This is a genomic window from Sphingomonas larreae (assembly GCF_051400595.1).
Lineage (GTDB): Bacteria > Pseudomonadota > Alphaproteobacteria > Sphingomonadales > Sphingomonadaceae > Sphingomonas.
Window position 1 is genome coordinate 208,461 of sequence record NZ_JBLFFI010000003.1, and the last position, 16,227, is coordinate 224,687.

Sequence of the window (16,227 nt, forward strand, 5' to 3'; positions counted from 1 at the left end):
GGGCAGCCGACCTCAGGCTGCCTACCCCGCGATCGGGAGCTTGACCGTACCGTCCTCCAGCCGTTCCAGCGCGCCATAGGCCACCACCGTCTCGAGCAGCAGCGGCTCGTACAGGTGCGGGAACAGCTGCCCCTCGCGCGCTTCCTCCCACCGCACTCGATCGGCATAGGCGTCGAGGTCGACCGCGGCGACGTGGAGGTCATCCTGCCCGGCGAAATGCTTGTCCACCGTCGCGGTGAGCTGCGTAGCGGTCGAGAGGTGGATATAGCCGTCGGCGAGATCGACCGGCGCACCCGCGAAGCGCGCGTTGCGCTCCAGCGCGGCGAGCTGCTCGCCGGTCAGCACCTTATAGGCCAGCATCGGCCGCTCGTCCGCCATCACGCTTGCTCCCCCGCATCGTCACCGCTTTCGTCGACCTGCTCGCCCAACGTGTCCGGACCGGTGCCGTCGTCGAGCGTCAACTGATCGCTCGCGGCCACCGGCGCGGCCTCGTCGAGCTCCGCCGCGACCGCCGCCTCGGCAGCGTCCTCGGGCTCGGGCTCCTCGTCGATCCGCGCCGCCGAGACGACATGCTCGTCCGCCGCGACGTTGAACAGTCGCACACCCGCCGAGCCGCGCCCGATCACGCGCAACGAGGCGAGCGGCATGCGGATCATCTTGGCCTGATCGGTCACCAGCATCAGCTGCTCGGCCTTGCTCGCCGCAAAGCTCGCCACCACCGCGCCGTTGCGGGCGATATTGTCGATATTGGTGATGCCCTGGCCGCCGCGCCCGGTGCGGCGATACTCATAGGCCGAGCTGAGCTTGCCATAGCCGTTGGCGCAGACCGTCAATACGAACTGCTCCTTGGCGCGCAGCTCCTCGAAGCGGAGCTGGTCCATCAAGCGCGGGGCGCGTTCGGCATCCTCGGCCTTCCACGGCGCATGACGGAGATAATCGTCGCGCTCCTCCTGGTCACGGATTCCCGCGCGGTGCAGCACCGAGAGCGAGATCACCTGATCGTCGCCCTTGAGCGCGATACCGCGCACGCCCGTCGAGTTGCGGCTCTGGAATTCGCGCACCTCGTCGGCGGCGAAGCGGATCGCCTTGCCGCACTTGGTGGCGAGCAGCACGTCGTCACCCTCGTCGAGCAGCGCCACGCCGATCAGGCGGTCATCCGCGTCCTCGCCCTCGAACTTCATCGCGATCTTGCCGTTTGACGGCACATTGGTGAACGCGTCCATGCTGTTGCGCCGCACCGACCCCTTGGCGGTGGCGAACATGACGTGGAGCTTGCCCCATTCCGCCTCGTCCTCGGGCAGCGGCAGCACGGTGGAGATCGTCTCGCCCTGCTCGAGCGGGAGCAGGTTGATCATCGGCCGCCCGCGCGTGGCCGGGCCGCCCTCGGGCAGCTTCCACACCTTCAGGCGATAGACGCGCCCGAGCGTGGAGAAGAACAGCACCGGCGTGTGCGTCGAGGTGACGAACAGCTTGGTGACGACGTCCTCGTCCTTGGTCGCCATCGCACTGCGCCCCTTGCCGCCGCGCGCCTGGGCGCGGAAGGCGTCGAGCGGGGTGCGCTTGATATAGCCCGCCATGGTGACGGTGACGACCATCTCCTCGCGCTCGATCAGGTCCTCGTCGTCGATCCCGTCCGCCGCGGCGGCGATCTCGGTGCGCCGCGGCGTCGCGAACTGCTCGCGCACGTCGCGGAACTCCTCGCGCATCACGGCATAGAGCTTCACGCGGTCGGACAGGATCGCGAGCAGCTCGGTAATCGAGTCGGCGAGCGTCTTGAGCTCGTCGCCGATCTCGTCGCGGCCCAGCGCGGTGAGACGGTGGAGCCGGAGGTCGAGGATGGCGCGGACCTGCACCTCGCTGAGGCGATAGGTATCGCCCGCGACGTCGGTCTCGAGCGCCTCGACCAGGCGGAGATAGGGCGCGATCTCGGCGATCGGCCAGTCGCGCGACAGCAGCTTGGCGCGCGCCTCCGCCGGGCTCGACGAGCCGCGGATGATGCGCACCACCTCGTCGAGGTTGGTCACCGCGATGACCAGGCCGAGCAAGATGTGCGCGCGCTCGCGTGCCTTGTTGAGCTCGAACTTGGCGCGCCGCGTGATCACCTGCTCGCGGAAGCTGACGAAGGCGGCGATGATGTCGCGCAGGTTGAGCAGCTCGGGCCGGCCGCCGCGAATGGCCAGCATGTTCGCCGGGAACGAGCCCTGCGCCGGCGTGTGACGCCACAATTGGTTGAGCACCACCTCGGGCGTGGCGTCGCGCTTGAGATCGATGACGATCCGCACGCCCTCGCGGTTCGACTCATCGCGGATGTCGCTGACGCCCTCGACGCGCTTCTCCTTGGCGGCGTCGGCGATCTTCTCGACGAGCGCGTTCTTGCCCTGCTGAAACGGGATCTCGGTCAGCACGATCGAGGTGCGGTCGCCGCGTCCGGTTTCGATCGTGTGGCGCGAGCGCACGATGATCGAGCCACGCCCGGTCTCATAGGCCGAGCGCGCCCCGGCGCGGCCAAGGATGATCGCGCCGGTCGGGAAGTCCGGACCGGGGACGATCTCCATCAGTTCCTCGGTGGTGATCGCCCCGTTGTCGAGATAGGCGAGGCAGGCGTCGACCACTTCGCCGAGATTGTGCGGCGGGATGTTGGTCGCCATGCCGACCGCAATGCCGCCGGCACCATTGACAAGCAGGTTCGGGAAGCGCGCGGGCAGCACCTGTGGCTCGCGCTCGCTCGCGTCGTAATTGGGCTGGAAGTCGACCGTGTCCTTGTCGAGGTCGTCGAGCAGGTAGTTGGCCGCCTTCGCCAGCCGCGCCTCGGTGTAGCGCATCGCCGCGGGCGGATCGGGATCCATCGAGCCGAAATTGCCCTGGCCGTCGATCAGCGGCAGCCGCATCGACCAGTCCTGCGTCATGCGCGCCAAGGCGTCGTAGATCGCGGTGTCGCCGTGCGGGTGATACTTACCGATCACGTCACCGACGATGCGCGCGGACTTGCGGTACGGCCGGTTGTAGAGGAACCCGCTCTCGCTCGCGGAGAAGAGGATGCGACGGTGGACCGGCTTGAGGCCGTCGCGCACGTCGGGCAGCGCGCGCGCGACGATCACGCTCATGGCGTAATCCAGGTAGCTGGTCTTCATCTCCTCAACGATGGAGATGGGGGCGATGTCAGACGGATCGGCGAGGACGGTGTCGTCGGCCAAGATGCTTCTTTCTTTTGCGGAATCGTTGCTGGGCGGGTGTAGGACGACGCGGCCACAAAGTCACGCGTACGCGCGCGTGCGCGGGAGGGGCGTTACCCGATGCGGGGGGCGTGTAAGCCCCTCCCCTTCAGGGGAGTAAGGCACACTAAGGTGCGATCTCCACTCCGTCCCAGGCGAAGATCTTGCCGCTGTCGGTCGGCCGCAGCCCATCGAGCACGTCCAGCAGCTGCACCGCGGCGCGGCCCGGCTGGAACAGGTCGCGCCCGCGCTGCTGGAACGGCTTGGACAATCTCGTGTCGACGGTGCCCGGGTGGAGCGCCACCACCAGCCCGCGATCGTTGCGGCGCTTGTCCTCGATCGCGAGGGTGCGGATCAGCTGGTTGAGCGCCGCCTTGCTCGCGCGATAGCCGTACCAGCCGCCGAGCCGGTTGTCCGAAGTGCTGCCGACGCGCGCCGACAGCGCCGCGAACACCGACCGCCCGGCGCGCGGCATGATCGGCAGGAAGTGTTTGGCCACCAGCGCGGGCCCGATCGCATTGACCGCATATTGCCGCGCCAGCCAGACCGGGTCGAGGTCGCGCAGCGCTTTCTCCGGACCGTGTTCGGCATCATGCAGCAGACCCGTCGCGACCACCACCAGCTCGGGCGTGCCGGCACGCGCCGCGGCGGCGGCGATGGTCGCCTCGTCGGTCACGTCGAGGTCGCCGCGAGTGAGCCGCAGCACCTCACCGCCTTCCTCCTCCAGCGCCTCAGCGAGCGCGGCGCCGATGCCGCCGCCAGCTCCGATCACCACCGCGCGGGTCATGCCGCGCGCTCGAAGGTCCAGCGCGCATCCTCGCTCTGGTCGGGCGCGAAGCGATAGCCGGCGGTGTCGAAGGCCTTCATGCCGTCCAGCTCGGCGACGTGATGCTCGACGAGATAGCGCGCCATCATCCCGCGCGCCTTCTTCGCGTGAAAGCTGACGAAGCGACCGTCGGCCTCGCGGAAATCGACCGCGATCACGCGCACGCCCGCGGGCAGCCGGTCCGCGACCACCTCCCAATATTCCTGGCTGGCGAGGTTGAGCACCACGCCCGAGCCTTCCGCCGCGAGATCCTCGGCGAGCGCCACCGCGACGCGATCGTCCCACCAATCGGTCAGCTTCTTCTTCCGCGGTGCCCAACGCGTGCCCATCTCGAGCCGATAGGGGCGGATGCCGTCGAGCGGGCGCAGGATGCCGTACAGCCCCGACAGCAGACGGACATGGTCCTGCGCGAACCGCACCGCCGTTTCGTCGAGGGTCTTCGCCTCGAACCCGGCGTAGACGTCGCCGGCGAAGGTGTAGAGCGCGGGGCGCTCGTCGGCCGCATCGAAGTCGCGGAAGCGATCCGCATTGAGCTTCGCCAGCGCCGGCGAGATCTTCATCAGCTCGCCAAGCTTCTTCTGCGTGAGGTGCGCCGCGGCATGCGCCAGCGTCGCGGCTTCCTCCGCGAAGCGGGCGGGGGTGGCGGGGAAGGGCGGCGGGGTTTCGAGGTCCAGCGTCTTGGCTGGCGACAGCACGGCGATCATGCCGCCGCCCTACGCCGCGCCCGTGGCACGTTCAATCGCGGTTCAGCGGCGACACGCAATGTCACCTGCGCTTCCTTGAACCGCCGCGTGACCGGCACTAGAGCGGCGAGCAAGCGTTTCGCCCGAGATTTTCTGGCGCAGATTCTGGAGAGACATGTCGATGAAGATGCTTTCGAACGCCGTCATGGCTGCGCTGCTCGCCGGCGGTGCCACCGTCGCGCTGGCGCAGCCCGCGCTCGCGCAGAAGAAAGATGAGAAGAAGGATCAGGGCTCGCAGCTGAAGCTCAGCAACGAGGTTCGCGGCCCGGCGGCGCAGGCGCAGACCGCGCTCGCTGCCAAGGACGTCAACACCGCGACGCCGCTGGTGGCGCAGGTCGAGGCCGCCGCGAAGACCGACGACGAAAAGTATATCGCCGCAGCGCTGCGTCTCAACCTCGAGGCGATCAGGATGGACAGCGGCGGCGGCTCGGCCGGCCTGACCGTGCCGCTCGACGCGCTGATCGCCAGCCCGCGCACCCCGCAGGCCGACAAGGCGCGCTACGCCTATCAGCGCGGCGTCATCGCCGGCAACGCGAAGGATGCGGCGGGGGCGACGCGCTACTTCGAGCAAGCGCAGCAGCTCGGCTACAATGACCCGAACCTGCCGCTCCAGCTGGTCAAGCTGAAGATGGACTCGGGCGATGTCGCGGGCGGCTCCGCGGCGCTGGCCAAGATGGTCGACCAGCAGGTCGCCGCCGGCACCAAGCCGAGCGAGGACATCTATCGCTACGCCATCGCGAAGACCAACCAGAAGAAGATGGGCACCGAGACGGTGGCGTGGATCCGCCGCTATCTCGCGGCCTATCCGACGCGCAAGAACTGGCGCGACATGGTCGTGTTCTGGGGAATCCAGCCGCAGTCGGTGGCGACGCTCGACAAGAACCAGAAGGTCGATCTGTACCGCCTGCTGCGCGCCGGCAAGGCGCTGGCGGACCAGTATGATTATGAGATCTACGCGCAGTGGACGTTCGACCAGGGCCTGCCGTGGGAGTCCAAGGCGGTGCTGACCGAGGGCAAGGCGTCGGGCAAGATCCCGGCCGACAGCGCCAATGCCACCAGTCTGCTGGCGGCGGCCAACAAGTCGATCTCAAACGAGGGGTCGATGAGCGCGGTCGAGGCGCGTGCGCAGAAGGCGGCGGACGGCAAGCTCGCCGCCAGCACCGCCGACGCCTATCTCGGCACGGGCGAATACGCCAAGTCGGTCGCACTGTATCGTACCGCGCTGCAGAAGGGCGGGGTGGACGCCAACACCGTCAACACGCGCCTCGGAATCGCGCTGGCCAACTCGGGTGACAGCGCGGGCGCCAAGGCGGCGTTCCAGGCGGTGCAGGGCAGCCCGCGCTCGGACATCGCGGCCTGGTGGACCGACTTCCTCGATCACCCGCCGCAGGGCTGATCGAGTCGCCGCGCCCTCTCCGGGGGGCGCGGCCCGTCCCTTCCGGTGTTCGGCGGGGATCAGTCGAGCGCCGAAGGCCAGGGTCGATCGCAAGCCCGCCGGGGCGTAGGGCGCGATCTTATCTTTGATCGCTGCGAGCCACGACCGTTTGGGCGCGGATGGCTCGGTAAAGCGCGCCGTGCCGGGGCCTATGTCAGGCGATTGGTACGCCCACCTGGGACTTCGAGCTGCGGATCGTCAGCGACGACTTCACGCTGGCGACATTGGGCGCCGAGGTGAGTTTGGTGGTGAGCAGGCGCTGAAAACTCTCCAGATCGGCAGCGACGATCTTGAGGATGAAGTCGATCTCGCCGTTCAGCATGTGGCACTCGCGTACCTCGGGAATGGCAGCGACATGGCGCTCGAAGCCGGCGAGGTCCTGCTCTGCCTGACTGCGCAGGCTCACCATCGCGAAGACGGTGATCGGGAAGCCGAGTTGCGCGGGATCGCACTCGGCATGATAGCCGCGGATCACCCCCGCCTGTTCGAGCGCCCGGACACGCCGCAGGCATGGCGGCGCGGTCAGCCCGACGCGTTCGGCCAGTTCCACGTTGGTCATGCGCCCGTCCTCCTGCAATAGTGCGAGGATTTGCCGGTCGATACGGTCCAGGGTCATGACGCCTCATAGCTGCTAATCGCGCAGTTTCGCGATAGCTTCGGAACCTCCCGCTACAGGAAAATTGCGTGGCAGCGCAATTGTGCCAAGCTGCGACATGCCTGCTTTTTGCGCCACAATGAGCGTTAGCAGCCGTTTCGAGGCGGCTCTAAGGAGGTCGCGACCGCCACGGGCGCGGTTTTGGCAAAAAGCGAGGAACAGATTCCGGTGCGGTTCGACGACAGTCTGAAGACCGTTCTCGCTGCCGACGTTTCCACGGCGTTCGGCGCGCGCGCGGCTTTTCGCCAGTTGGTCGATCTGATCGGGCGCGGTCGCGCGCCCGCCGACGCAGCGCTGATCACTCGGCTGCGGGATCTGCGTGCCCGTGTGCCGGCCGAGGTCCGCATTGCCGCGGCGCGCGGGCTTGCGCTCGCCGACCCGCCGGCGGCTCTGATCGCCTTTTTCGCCGAGGACGTGCCCGAGGTCGCCGCCACGACGCTGCGCGCGGTACGGCTGGCGCCGGAAGACTGGGACACGCTGCTGCCTAAGCTGGGGCCGCACGGGCGCGGCGTGCTGCGGCAGCGCCGCGATCTTGCGCCGTCAGTGTCGCGGGCGCTCGCCGCCTTCGGCTCGACCGATCTCGCACTGCCGGGACCCGCGCGCGCCGAGGCCGCGGAACCGCCGTCCTCCGAGCCGATCCCGACCGCTGCCGCCAGCGGCGGCGAGCGGTTCGAGGTCGCGGATCTGGTCAACCGGATCGAGGCCTATCAGCGCCGACGCGGTGCCTATCATTCCGCGAGCGGCACGGCCGCCGCTGTCGTCCACGCGTTTCGGTTCGAGACCGATACAGGCGGGATCATCCGCTGGGTCGACACCGGCTCCCGCGGCGCGCTGATCGGCCTGTCGCTGCGCCATGATGCCGGGCTCGCGACATCGCACCACCATGTTGACGGTGTCGCCGCAGGCGCCTTCCGCAAACGCGCCAGCTTCGTCGACGCGCGGTTATGCGTGCCGGGCGAGTCGGCGGTGAGCGGCGACTGGCGGATATCGGGCGTGCCGATGTTCGATCTCGCGACCGGTGGCTTCGTGGGCTTTCGTGGCCGTGCGCGCCGACCGCGCGCGGAGGAGAGCGCGGTGCGTGGGAACGGCGCCGGCCGCGCGGCGGCGGAAGCCGAGGGGCTGCGCCGGCTGGTCCACGAGCTGCGGACGCCGACCAACGCGATCGCGGGCTTTTCCGAATTGATCGAGCGCGAGCTGCTCGGCCCCGTGCCCGTCAGCTATCGCGATCGCGCCGCCGCGATCCGGCGCCACGTCGCCGGGCTGATCGGGGCGATCGATGATCTAGACCTCGCCGCGCGGCTGGAGGGCAATACGCTGGATCTCCGCGCCGACGTCGTCGCGATCGCGCCGTTGCTGGCGCGGGTGACGCAGGAACTGTCGCCGCTCGCCGTAATGCGCGGCGGTACGCTCGCGCTGCCGGTGCCCGATGCGGCGCGCTGGGCGGCGGACGCGCATGCGGCGGAACGGCTGGTGCAACGCCTGCTGGCCACGCTCCTCGCCGCGACCGTGACGGGCGAGACGCTGGTGCTCGCGCTGGAGCCCGCGGCAGAGGCGGTGGCGCTCACGATGACGCGCCCTGCCGCGTTGATCGGGCGCGACGAGGCGGCGCTGCTCGCGCTCGACGACGAGGCGGCGACGGACGAGGAGGGGGCACCGCTGCTCGGCACCGGGTTCGCCTTGCGCCTCGCGCGCCATCTCGCCGCGGAGCTCGGCGGGCGGCTCGACTTTCTGGCCGATCGGTTGCGTCTCGTGTTGCCGTCCGCAGCCCCCGCCACCGCGCCGGGAGACGGGGCCGCGCCGCGTGATCATGCCCATGGTGGAAGCTAAGGCGGGTTGCCAGCCGCCCCGCGCTGCCGCTACGGATGGGCAACGACGCGGTTCGGCGGGCCTGTAGCTCAACGGTTAGAGCTGGCCGCTCATAACGGCTAGGTTGCGGGTTCGAGTCCTGCCGGGCCCACCGCGCCGCGTCGGATCCGACATCATTACGTCGCCGCGGGTGCAGCTCGCTTGCGTCACCCTGAGGTTGCGCGCATGGCGGCGCCATGGCGATCCCCGGCAGCCCGATCGACGAGACCGGAACCTTGATGCGTGAGGGCGGCGCGTTCGTGCTCCAGCGCGATCGTGGCGGTACCTTCATCCTCGAGCTGCAACGCGTGCCGGTGGAGCATGTCGCCAAGCGCGTGCGGGTGCGCGGCGTGCTGGTAGATGAGACGCGCGTGAGCGTCGACGGAGTCGCGGCGGCGTGAGCCCCGCGCGGCGCTGCCTGGCGGTGGCGCCCGTCGCGCTGGCGGGCTGCAACGCGGGAGTGCTGGATCCGCGCGGTCCGGTCGCCCGCGCGGAGAAGCAGATTCTGTTCGACTCGCTCGCGGCGATGCTGCTGATCGTCGTGCCGGTAATCGTCGCCACGGCGCTGTTCGCCTGGTGGTTCCGCGCCGGCAACCGCCGCGCGCGTTATCGGCCCGACTGGGATTATTCGGGCAAGCTCGAGCTGCTGATCTGGTCGGTGCCGGCGATGATCGTGCTGTTCGTGGGCGGCACGGGCTGGGTCGGCGCGCATCTGCTCGACCCGCGGCGGCCGATCCCGGCGCGCGCCGCGCCGATCGAGGTGCAGGTGGTCGCGCTCGACTGGAAGTGGCTGTTCCTCTACCCAGCGCAAGGGATCGCGACGGTCAACCGGCTGGTCGTCCCCGCCGGCGCGCCGCTCCACTTCCGGCTGACCTCGGCGACCGTGATGAACAGTTTCTTCGTGCCGCAGCTCGGCAGCCAGATCTATGCGATGGCGGGGATGGAGGCGCAGCTCCGCCTCGCCGCCGATCACCCCGGTCGCTATCCCGGCATCGCCGCGCATTATAGCGGCAAGGGCTTCTCCGATATGACCTTCACCGTCGACGCGCTGCCGCCGGCGCAGTTCGCCGCCTGGGCGGAGCAGGCACGCGCCGCACCGCCGCTCGACGCGGCCCGGTACCGCCAGCTCGCGCGGCGTGGCACCGTGCCGGCGCCACTGGTGTTCGGCACCGCGCCGGCGCGCCTGTTCGAGGCGATCGTGGCGCAGCGCGCCCCCGCCGCGGAGCGGCCGCGCGACGCCAGCAACCAGGGCGAAGCCGACGCGGAGGCAGGCAAGTGACGCTGCTCGGGCGACTGAGCTGGGATTCGATTCCGCTCCACGAGCCGATCGTGATGGTCACGGCGGGCATCTTGTTCGTGGTGCTGCTCGGCACGGGCGCGACGATCCTGGTCAAGGGCTGGCTGCCCTATCTCTGGCGCGAGTGGATCACCTCGGTCGACCACAAGCGCATCGGCGTGATGTATTGCCTGCTCGCGCTCGTCATGCTGATCCGCGGCTTTGCCGACGCGCTGATGATGCGAACGCATCAGGCGATCGCCGTGGGTGGCGATAAGGGCTTCCTGCCGCCGGATCATTATGACCAGATTTTCAGCGCGCATGGCACGATCATGATCTTCTTCGTGGCGATGCCGTTCATGATCGGGCTGATGAACTTCGCGGTGCCGCTCCAGCTCGGCGTGCGCGACGTCGCCTTCCCGACGCTCAACTCGGTCAGCTTCTGGCTCACCGCGACGGGCGTGCTGCTGATCAACACCAGCCTCGTCGTCGGCGAGTTCGCCCGAACGGGCTGGCTGGTCTACCCGCCGCTCAGCGAGCGCGCTTTCTCCCCCGGGGTGGGCGTCGATTATTATCTGTGGGCGCTGCAGATCTCGGGGGCGGGGACGCTGCTCGGCGGGATCAACCTGGTCACCACCATCCTCAAGCTGCGCGCGCCCGGCATGCGCTACACGCGGATGCCGATCTTCTGCTGGACCGCGCTGGCGAGCAACTTGCTGATCGTGGCAGCCTTCCCGATCCTGACCGCGACGCTGCTGATGCTGACGCTCGATCGCTACCTGGGCTTTCACTTCTTCACCAACGAAGCGGGCGGCAACCAGATGCTGTTCGTCAATCTGATCTGGGCCTGGGGGCATCCCGAGGTCTATATACTCGTGCTGCCCGCCTTCGGCGTGTTCAGTGAGGTGATCGCGACGTTCAGCGGCAAGCCCCTGTTCGGTTATCGCTCGATGGTGCTCGCCACGCTGGCGATCTGCGTGCTCTCCTTCATGGTGTGGCTGCATCACTTCTTCACCATGGGGGCCGGGGCGGACGTCAACGGCGTCTTTGGCGTCATGACGATGATCATTGCGGTGCCTACCGGAGTGAAGGTCTTCAACTGGCTGTTCACGATGTATGGCGGGCGGCTGCGCTTCGAGGTGCCGATGCTGTGGGCGGTGGCGTTCATCCCCACCTTCGTGGTCGGCGGGATGACCGGCGTGCTGCTGGCGGTGCCGCCGGCCGACTTCGTGCTGCACAATTCGGTCTTCCTGGTGGCGCATTTCCACAATGTGATCATTGGCGGTGTGCTGTTCGCCGCCTTCGCCGGCTACACCTATTGGTTTCCCAAAGCGTTCGGCTTCCGCCTTCATCCCGGCTGGGGCCGAGCCGCGGTGGTGCTGTGGGTCAGCGGATTCTACCTCGCCTTCATGCCGCTCTACGCGCTCGGGCTGATGGGCATGACGCGCCGGCTCCAGCATTACGACAATCCGGCGTGGCAGCCTTGGCTGATCGCCGCCTGGCTCGGCGCGCTGCTGATCCTCGGCGGCATCGCCAGCCTGGTAATGCAGCTCTATGTCTCCCTTCGCGAGCGACACGCGCTGGCCGAAGGGAGCGACGATCCGTGGGACGGTCGCACGCTCGAGTGGGCGACCCGGTCGCCCCCGCCGCCGTGGAACTTCGCGCGGCTGCCGCAGGTCACGGGGCGTGACGCGCTGACGCTGATCAAGCGCGGTGATGCCGAGCAGCGGCGCGACCCGCTCGAGCCGATCGAGATGCCGCGCAACAGCGCCTACGGCTTCGTCGGCGCCTTCTTCACCTACGTCACTGGTTTCGCGCTGGTGTGGCACATCTGGTGGCTGGTCGGGCTCGGTGCCTTGGCGGGGTTTGTGACGACCCTGTGGATTGCCTGGCACCAGCCCGGCGAGCAGACCATCGGCGTGGACGAGCTGCGCGCGTGGGAGCCCGCGACGTGAGCGGGGAGGTCACCGACCCGCGGCACGAGGGAGAGGGTGATCCGCCCGGCCATGGCGAAGGCGGTCCCGCGCCCAAGCAGGTGACCGTAGCTTTCGGCTTCTGGATCTTCCTGCTGAGCGATATCATCCTGTTTTCGGGGCTGTTCGCGTCCTACGCCGTGCTCGCGCCCAACACCGCCGGCGGTCCGGCCGGGGGCGAGCTGTTCGAGCTGCGGCTGGTGTTTGTCGAGACGCTGTGCCTGCTGTTCTCCAGCTTCACCTGCGGCCTGCTGTCGATCTTGGCGGTGCGGCAGCGGGCCGCGGCGACCTATGGCTGGGCCGCTGCGACCGCGGTGCTAGGGCTCAGCTTCCTCGCGCTCGAGCTTTATGAGCTGACCAAGCTGATCGCGGAGGGCACGGCGCCGACACGGAGCGCGTTCCTCTCCGCGCTGTTTACCCTGGTGGGCGCGCATGGCTTGCATGTCGCGGCCGGACTGGTGTGGCTGGCCGTGATGATGGGGCAGGTGGCGACGCTGGGGTTCACCGACGCGGTACAGCGGCGGTTGCTGTGCTTCGGGCTCTACTGGCACGCGCTCGACATCATCTGGGTGGCGCTGTTCACCTTCGTCTATCTGTACGGAGTGATCGGATGAGCGAGGAGCAGGGCGACCGCCGGCTCGATCACGCGCCGGGCGGGCACCAGGAAGGCGCGGCGCGCGTGTCGACCTATGTCGCGGGACTGGGGCTCGCGCTGCTGCTCACCGCGGCGTCGTTCGCGCTGGTCGGCTCCGGCGCGGTCTGGGCGCCCGCGATCCCGATCCTGCTGGCGGTACTGGCGGTGGCGCAGATGGGCGTCCACCTCGTGTTCTTTCTCCACATCACCAGCGGGCCGGAGAACACCAACAACGCGCTGGCGCTCGCGTTCGGCGTGCTGATCGTGCTGCTCACGGTCGGCGGCACGTTATGGATCATGGCGCATCTGGATCATAACATGATGCCGATGGCAGCGATGACGAAGCCGTGAGCTTCTGTTCCAGGATGACGGCAGTGGAAGCGGCATAGGTCGCCGCCGCCGCTTCAGCTTACCCCCAGATCGCTCGGTCCGAACGCGTCGGGGAGCAGCTCGGACAGACGATAGCTCGCGACCGTCTCCCCCTCGGCGCCCGCACAATGCACCGCGAGGTCGCGGCCGCTCAGCTGCGCCGCCTCGTTGAGCACTTGGCGGCACCGCCCGCACGGACGCACCGGCGCATTCCCGGTGGCGCGGCCGGTGGAATCCATGGCGCCGCCGATCACTCCGACCGCCACAACCTGTCGCAGCCGGCCGGAGGCGGAGACGGTCGCGATCGCCACTGTCTCGGCGCAGAGCGACAGCCCGTAGCTGGCATTCTCGACATTGGCGCCGGTCACGACGCTGCCGTCGTCGAGCAGCACCGCTGCCCCCACCGCGAAGCGCGAATAGGGTGCGTGCGCGTTCGTCGCCGCTTTGCGCGCCGCCGCGATCAACGTTGCCGCCTGTTCCTGATCCCGCACGCTCATCCCAGCTCCACCACGTCCCAGTTGACCGGCCCGTCGACCCCGTCGATGCGGCGCAGGTCGCTCGCGCGCCATACCCGCCACACGCGTGCGCCGTAGCCGGGGCGCAGGAAATTGCCGACCGCCCACAGCGGCCGGTCGAACGCCTCGGTCAGCCGATAGTCGCGCTCGACGTCGCGCGCCACCTTGAGCAGCACCGGCTTGCCCGTATGCGTCTCGATCCGCGCGATCATGTCCGCCACGCCGGCGACCAGCCGGCCACGCTCGGGTCGGTCGGCGCAAGCCTCGTCATAGCGGAACGACACCGCCACCGGCAGCGCCCCGGCGTCGCGAGGCACCACCGTGTTGAACGAGTCCGCCTGCGCACGCGGTGACTGACAGAAAGAGAAGACGTGGATCGCGCCGCGCCGCATCCCCGCCCGCGCCATCTCGTCCCAGTTCGTCTGGAACGCGTGGTCGCGTGCGGTGGCGCCGATCGTCGCCACGGCATAGCCGAAATCGGCACCCGCACCCTTCACCACCGGCCACTCCACCGCGCCGGTCGCCTCCGATACGTCGACGCCCTGCACGGGATAGCGCTCCACCCCCGGACGCCAGCGCAGCGCAACCTGCCAAGCGGCCACCGCCGCGAGCGAGATCGCGCCCAGAATCAGGAAGATCCGTCCCAAACCCCACATGATGATACTCAAGCCTTGATGTGCAACACGCAGATGAGCGTGAAGAGGCGCCGCGCGGTGTCGAAGTCGATCGTCACCTTGTCGTCGAGACGTTGCCGCAGCAGATCTGCGGCTTCATTATGGATGGCGCGGCGTGCCATGTCCACGGTCTCGATCTGCTCCGGTGTCGACTGGCGGATTGCCTGATAGTAACTGTCGCAGATGCCGAAATAATCGCGGATCGGGCGCCGGAACCGCGCGAGCCCGAGCACCAGCGTTTCGAGCGGCGTGTCGTCGGCGCGGCGGATCGCCAGCGCGAGTCGACCGTCCTGGACCGAAAAACGAACCTTGTAGGGTCCCGCATAGCCGTCGACCTGTTCGCGCTGCGGCGCAAAGTGATTGGCCTCGATCAGGTCGAAGATGGCGATCCGACGCTCCTGCTCAATGTCGGCCGAGCGCCACAGGATAGTGTGCTCGTCCAGCTCGATGTCGATGATCCGCGGATCGGCCATGCCGCCGCTCGTTAGAGGCGATGCGCGTCTGTCACAATCGAGTCATCCACAGGTTCCACCGCGTCCGGCGTTCCGCTCGTCGGATCAGCCGGCTATAGCCGCGCGCATGGCCACTCTCGCATTTGCTCCGCCGGCTTCGCCCGAGCCCGTCCACCTGCCGCGCAACGTCGAGGCCGAGGCGGCGATGCTGGGCGCGATGATGATCGACAACCGGCTCGCCGACGACATCGTCGACCGGCTCGAGCCGCAGCATTTCTACGAGCCCGTCCACGGCCGCGTCTTCGCCGCGATCAAGTCGCTGCGCGCCACCGACATGCTCGCCACCCCGGTGACCTTGCGCCCGATGTTCGAGGCGGACGAGGGGATGAAGGAGCTGGGCGGGGTCGGCTATCTCGCCGGGCTGACCGGATCCGGCGCCGGCCTGATCGGCGCGCGCCAGTTCGCGCAGCAGATCTACGACCTCGCGCTGCTGCGCGCGCTCGTCTCGGTCGGCCATACGATGGTGGATCGCGCGATGGACACCAGCGAGGAGGTCAACCCGCGCGCCCAGATCGAGGCCGCCGAGGAGGAGCTGTTCCGCGTCGCCGCCGACGGCGGCACCGAGAATGCGGTGAAGAGCTTCGCCCAGGCGAGCACCGCGGCGGTGAAGATGGCGGAGCGCGCGCTCAACTGGGGCGGCAACCTCTCGGGCGTCACCACCGGGCTCGATTCGGTCAACGCCAAGATCGGCGGCATGCACCATTCCGACCTCATGATCCTCGCCGGCCGGCCCGGCATGGGCAAGACCTCGCTCGCCACCAACATCGCATTCAACGCGGCGCAGCGCTGGATGCGCGACATGCGCGACGGCATCCCGCCGTCCAAGTCGGTCGGCGCCAAGGTGGCCTTCTTCAGCCTCGAGATGAGCGCGGACCAGCTCGCCACGCGTATCCTCGCCGAACAGTCGCGGATCAGCTCCGAGGCGCTGCGCATGGGCAAGATCAGCAAGACCGAGTTCGAGCAGCTCGCCGCCGCGGCGGCCGAGCTGGAGAATCTGCCCTTCTTCATCGACGACACCGGCGGCCTCTCGATCGGCGCGCTGCATACTCGCGTGCGCCGGCTCCAGCGCCGCCACAACAACGAGATCGGGCTGGTGGTGGTGGACTATCTCCAGCTGCTCTCGGGCTCAGGCAAGGGCGACGGCAACCGCGTGCAGGAGATCTCCGAGATCAGCCGCGGGCTGAAGACGCTGGCGAAGGACATGAACGTGCCGGTGCTGGCGCTCTCGCAGCTCAGTCGTGCGGTGGAACAGCGCGAGGACAAGCGCCCGATGCTGTCGGACCTGCGTGAATCCGGCTCGATCGAGCAGGACGCGGACATGGTGTGGTTTGTCTATCGCGAGGATTATTACACCGCGCAGCGCGAGCCCAAGCGGCCGATGGAGGGCGACTCAGCGAACGTCTTCGAGGATCACGCGCGTTGGGCCGCGGACATGGAGCGGGTGTACGGCCTCGCCGAGCTGATCGTGGCCAAGCAGCGCCACGGCGCCACCGGCAAGGTGGTGCTGAAGTTCGACCCGACGATCACGCGCTTCTCGGACTATGCGGGTTATTAGGCG

General features: G+C 68.6%; 16 protein-coding genes and 1 tRNA gene. 9 read left to right on the plus strand and 8 right to left on the minus strand.

The window, feature by feature from the left end:
* Positions 1–21: 21 nt before the first annotated feature.
* The 4 genes from ACMGDM_RS12505 to yaaA all read right to left on the minus strand — a co-directional run bounded on the left by ACMGDM_RS12505 (position 22) and on the right by yaaA (position 4,742).
* Entirely contained in the window at positions 22–378 is a 357-nt protein-coding gene (locus tag ACMGDM_RS12505; protein WP_436804449.1) for a DUF952 domain-containing protein, read from the minus strand.
* Positions 378–3,194, minus strand: coding sequence for a DNA gyrase subunit A (gene gyrA / locus ACMGDM_RS12510; protein ID WP_436804450.1), 2,817 nt, complete (start codon positions 3,192–3,194; stop codon positions 378–380). The genes ACMGDM_RS12505 and gyrA overlap by 1 nt, the downstream gene beginning before the upstream one ends.
* A 145-nt stretch (positions 3,195–3,339) precedes the next feature.
* Positions 3,340–3,999: an SDR family oxidoreductase gene (locus tag ACMGDM_RS12515; protein WP_436804451.1), complete on the minus strand. Its 660-nt coding sequence runs from the start codon at positions 3,997–3,999 to the stop codon at positions 3,340–3,342.
* Entirely contained in the window at positions 3,996–4,742 is a 747-nt protein-coding gene (yaaA, locus tag ACMGDM_RS12520) for a peroxide stress protein YaaA (protein WP_436804452.1), read from the minus strand. Before yaaA ends, ACMGDM_RS12515 begins: the two co-directional genes overlap by 4 nt.
* A 160-nt stretch (positions 4,743–4,902) precedes the next feature.
* On the opposite strand from yaaA, the gene ACMGDM_RS12525 reads away from it, so the two are divergent.
* Positions 4,903–6,177 (plus strand): hypothetical protein, encoded by a 1,275-nt coding sequence (locus ACMGDM_RS12525; protein WP_436804453.1) that lies wholly within the window; start codon positions 4,903–4,905, stop codon positions 6,175–6,177.
* 193 nt (positions 6,178–6,370) lie between these two features.
* Here ACMGDM_RS12525 and ACMGDM_RS12530 read toward each other — a convergent pair whose 3' ends face one another.
* The gene (locus ACMGDM_RS12530) at positions 6,371–6,832 is read right to left on the minus strand and encodes an Lrp/AsnC family transcriptional regulator (protein WP_436804454.1); all 462 of its coding nucleotides are present in this window, start codon (positions 6,830–6,832) and stop codon (positions 6,371–6,373) included.
* Positions 6,833–7,039: 207 nt separating this feature from the next.
* Here ACMGDM_RS12530 and ACMGDM_RS12535 point away from each other — a divergent pair, with 207 nt between their 5' ends.
* The 7 genes from ACMGDM_RS12535 (at position 7,040) to cyoD (ending at position 12,950) form a co-directional block, all read left to right on the plus strand.
* Positions 7,040–8,698 (plus strand): histidine kinase, encoded by a 1,659-nt coding sequence (locus tag ACMGDM_RS12535; RefSeq protein ID WP_436804455.1) that lies wholly within the window; start codon positions 7,040–7,042, stop codon positions 8,696–8,698.
* Positions 8,699–8,755: 57 nt separating this feature from the next.
* Positions 8,756–8,828 (plus strand) — tRNA-Ile (locus ACMGDM_RS12540).
* Positions 8,829–8,913: 85 nt separating this feature from the next.
* Positions 8,914–9,117 (plus strand): DUF5818 domain-containing protein, encoded by a 204-nt coding sequence (locus ACMGDM_RS12545; protein WP_436804456.1) that lies wholly within the window; start codon positions 8,914–8,916, stop codon positions 9,115–9,117.
* A complete protein-coding gene (cyoA, locus tag ACMGDM_RS12550) occupies positions 9,114–9,995 on the plus strand; it encodes a ubiquinol oxidase subunit II (RefSeq protein WP_436804457.1) in 882 nt (293 codons plus the stop codon). The genes ACMGDM_RS12545 and cyoA overlap by 4 nt, the downstream gene beginning before the upstream one ends.
* Before the next feature lie 53 nt (positions 9,996–10,048).
* Entirely contained in the window at positions 10,049–11,947 is a 1,899-nt protein-coding gene (locus ACMGDM_RS12555; protein ID WP_436804829.1) for a cbb3-type cytochrome c oxidase subunit I, read from the plus strand.
* Complete coding sequence (gene cyoC / locus ACMGDM_RS12560; protein WP_436804458.1) at positions 11,944–12,579, plus strand: cytochrome o ubiquinol oxidase subunit III; 636 nt, start codon at positions 11,944–11,946, stop codon at positions 12,577–12,579. The genes ACMGDM_RS12555 and cyoC overlap by 4 nt, the downstream gene beginning before the upstream one ends.
* Entirely contained in the window at positions 12,576–12,950 is a 375-nt protein-coding gene (cyoD, locus tag ACMGDM_RS12565) for a cytochrome o ubiquinol oxidase subunit IV (RefSeq protein ID WP_436804459.1), read from the plus strand. Before cyoC ends, cyoD begins: the two co-directional genes overlap by 4 nt.
* A gap of 53 nt (positions 12,951–13,003) precedes the next feature.
* Here the strand turns inward: cyoD and ACMGDM_RS12570 are convergent, their stop codons facing one another.
* Genes ACMGDM_RS12570 through ACMGDM_RS12580 form a run of 3 tightly spaced genes read right to left on the minus strand, consistent with a single transcriptional unit; the run spans position 13,004 to position 14,630 of the window.
* Complete coding sequence (locus tag ACMGDM_RS12570) at positions 13,004–13,465, minus strand: cytidine deaminase (protein ID WP_436804460.1); 462 nt, start codon at positions 13,463–13,465, stop codon at positions 13,004–13,006.
* The gene (locus ACMGDM_RS12575) at positions 13,462–14,151 is read right to left on the minus strand and encodes a glycoside hydrolase family 25 protein (protein WP_436804461.1); all 690 of its coding nucleotides are present in this window, start codon (positions 14,149–14,151) and stop codon (positions 13,462–13,464) included. Before ACMGDM_RS12575 ends, ACMGDM_RS12570 begins: the two co-directional genes overlap by 4 nt.
* Positions 14,148–14,630 carry a UPF0262 family protein gene (locus ACMGDM_RS12580; protein ID WP_436804462.1) on the minus strand — a complete coding sequence of 161 codons (483 nt, stop codon included), beginning with the start codon at positions 14,628–14,630 and terminating at the stop codon, positions 14,148–14,150. Before ACMGDM_RS12580 ends, ACMGDM_RS12575 begins: the two co-directional genes overlap by 4 nt.
* Before the next feature lie 106 nt (positions 14,631–14,736).
* On the opposite strand from ACMGDM_RS12580, the gene ACMGDM_RS12585 reads away from it, so the two are divergent.
* Positions 14,737–16,224 carry a replicative DNA helicase gene (locus tag ACMGDM_RS12585; RefSeq protein WP_436804463.1) on the plus strand — a complete coding sequence of 496 codons (1,488 nt, stop codon included), beginning with the start codon at positions 14,737–14,739 and terminating at the stop codon, positions 16,222–16,224.
* Positions 16,225–16,227: the final 3 nt, after the last annotated feature.

Bases quoted from the DNA above. Each gene is read 5' to 3' on its own strand.
- ACMGDM_RS12505 (WP_436804449.1), bottom strand. From the start codon at position 378: ATGGCGGACGAGCGGCCGATGCTGGCCTATAAGGTGCTGACCGGCGAG.
- ACMGDM_RS12515 (WP_436804451.1), bottom strand. From the start codon at position 3,999: ATGACCCGCGCGGTGGTGATCGGAGCTGGCGGCGGCATCGGCGCCGCG.
- ACMGDM_RS12530 (WP_436804454.1), bottom strand. From the start codon at position 6,832: ATGACCCTGGACCGTATCGACCGGCAAATCCTCGCACTATTGCAGGAG.
- ACMGDM_RS12580 (WP_436804462.1), bottom strand. From the start codon at position 14,630: ATGGCCGATCCGCGGATCATCGACATCGAGCTGGACGAGCACACTATC.
- cyoD (WP_436804459.1), top strand. From the start codon at position 12,576: ATGAGCGAGGAGCAGGGCGACCGCCGGCTCGATCACGCGCCGGGCGGG.
- yaaA (WP_436804452.1), bottom strand. From the start codon at position 4,742: ATGATCGCCGTGCTGTCGCCAGCCAAGACGCTGGACCTCGAAACCCCG.
- ACMGDM_RS12525 (WP_436804453.1), top strand. From the start codon at position 4,903: ATGAAGATGCTTTCGAACGCCGTCATGGCTGCGCTGCTCGCCGGCGGT.
- ACMGDM_RS12570 (WP_436804460.1), bottom strand. From the start codon at position 13,465: ATGAGCGTGCGGGATCAGGAACAGGCGGCAACGTTGATCGCGGCGGCG.
- ACMGDM_RS12555 (WP_436804829.1), top strand. From the start codon at position 10,049: ATGGTCACGGCGGGCATCTTGTTCGTGGTGCTGCTCGGCACGGGCGCG.
- ACMGDM_RS12545 (WP_436804456.1), top strand. From the start codon at position 8,914: ATGGCGATCCCCGGCAGCCCGATCGACGAGACCGGAACCTTGATGCGT.
- ACMGDM_RS12585 (WP_436804463.1), top strand. From the start codon at position 14,737: ATGGCCACTCTCGCATTTGCTCCGCCGGCTTCGCCCGAGCCCGTCCAC.